1 protein-coding gene is annotated in these 2,174 nt (G+C 42.8%); it reads left to right on the forward strand.

The features are described 5' to 3' along the window. Window positions 1–116 precede the first annotated feature (116 nt). Complete coding sequence (locus QT974_RS33625; RefSeq protein WP_333472696.1) at window positions 117–2,063, forward strand: sensor histidine kinase; 1,947 nt, start codon at window positions 117–119, stop codon at window positions 2,061–2,063. The last annotated feature ends 111 nt before the right edge of the window (window positions 2,064–2,174 follow it).

A 2,174-nucleotide genomic window follows, 5' to 3' on the forward strand; every position in this document is an offset into this window, starting at 1 on the left:
TTCAAGATGTTTTAGGCGTTTACCCGGAAGATGGCAAAAGTCTCCGCATTCAAACAGAGAAACGAGCCAGAGAAGAGGGGTTTATTGATTGATTGGTTTTGTTAAGGAAGAAACTGTTGTTACCCACTATTTGGAGCAAAATTAGAAAAGAATTTACCATCTGGTCTGTAGGAACATTGCCAGGAATTGTTGCTATAGGGCTGATTGTACTCGTTCGTTTGAGTGGAGCGCTGCAATTGATAGAATGGGTAACTTTCGACTCGTTTCTCCGGCTGCGACCATCCGAACCAATCGACCAACGAATTGTGATTGTGGGAATTGATGAAGCCGATATTCAACGTATCGGGAATTACCCCATACCCGATCGCGAAATTGCCAAATTGCTGAGGACTTTGCAGAAATACCAGCCCAGAGCGATCGGTCTCGATCTTGTTAGAGATATACCGGTTGAACCCGGTCATGCCGAACTGGTTGCAACTTTTAAAGATATCAAAAATCTAATTTTGGTGGAAAAACTTATACCCATTTCTATTAAACCGCCCCCCGACTTACCCCCGGAAAAAATTGGTTTTACAGATTACTTTTCCGATGATGACGGCAAAGTCAGGCGTGCAATACTGGGAATAAATAGACCTGAAAACGATAAAAAATACGCCTTTTCCCTGCCTTTACGACTGGCAGAAACGTATCTCAAAGCTCAAGGCATTGAACTGAGCAATGGCAAGAGCGATCGCCTTGCAATGCGGTTTGGTTCGACTGAACTTCCTCGCTTTTTACCCAATTCTGGGGGCTACGTGCAAACTGATGATTTTGGAGTTCAGCTACTCCTCAATTATCGCAACGGTCGGGAACGATTTCGCACGCTATCCCTTCAAGATATTAACGATATTGAAGCAGGGAGTAATCCCGATGTGCTGCGCGATACCTTCGGCAGCCGAATTGTTCTAATTGGGAAAACTGCTCCTAGTATTAAAGACTTTATCAATACTTCTGCGATCGCTAATTTACAACCGCCTGGGAAAATTTATGGCGTAGAATTTCATGCCCATGTTGCCAGCCAAATCGTCAGTGCAGTTCTCGATGGACGACCCGTTTTTAAAACCTGGTCGCAGGGTTGGGAATATCTTTGGATTATCGGTTGGGGCGTTTTAGCAATTTGTCTCGATCGGCTGACTCAATCTCCATTAAAAAACCTCGTATATGTTGCTGCTGCCAGTCTTGGGTTAGTTGGAATTAGTTATGCCTTCATCCTCGGGGGATGGTGGATTCCAGCAGCACCAGCTTTATTAATTTTAGTCATTAATGGTGCAATCTTGAACACTTTCTATCAATACGACCGATTTTTGAGGTTTCAGATCGAGCTCCGCCAACACACCATCGAACGGACATTTGTTGAAATTCATAATGGCCCTCTGCAAACGCTAGCCAATATTTTGAGGCACGTTCAAGACCAAGATTTAGAACCCAATCGATTGATCGAAGAACTCAAAAATCTGAACTGGGAAATCAGAGAAGTCGGCGAATACTTGAAACTAGAAGCCCTCGATCGAAAGGAAAGTCTCCGCCTGGGCAGTGGTTTAATCCTAGACTTAAAGATACCAATTCGCGATCTACTCTATGAAGTCTACAGCCATACACTCCAGCGCAACTTTCCTTCCTTTAAAACGCTCAAAGTTAAAGCTTATTCGTTCGAGCCAATTGAAGAGCAATACTTAAGCCTGGAACAAAAGCGAGAACTCTGCCAATTTCTGGAAGAAGCGCTGTGCAATGTCGGAAAACACGCTAAAAAATTGACCCGTCTCAGTGCTACTGGCAAGGAAAATAAAGGCTGGTACACCCTAAGTATTAAAGATAATGGATCTAGCATTTGCTCCTCCTCTGAAGGTCGAGGCACAAAGCAGTGTCTAAATCTCGCGAAAAAATTAAAAGGAAAATTTAAGCGAACTTGTCTCGGAGAGAAAGGAACTTTGTGTGAGTTAACTTGGCCCATTACGGGTAAAAACTGGAATTTAGCTAGTATAAAAAGTAACTTCAAAACCAAGATTTTGAAAGGGAGGAGTTAGACCTCTTGTTAAAAGAGTGAAGTTGGATTAATTTAAGACATATATTATGGAATGAGAATTAAATAACTTACAATTTTTATTGTGATTGTGGGATGGGCGTCCCGCCCGTCC

The organism is Microcoleus sp. BM001215392 (assembly GCF_036700185.1).
GTDB lineage: Bacteria > Cyanobacteriota > Cyanobacteriia > Cyanobacteriales > Microcoleaceae > Microcoleus.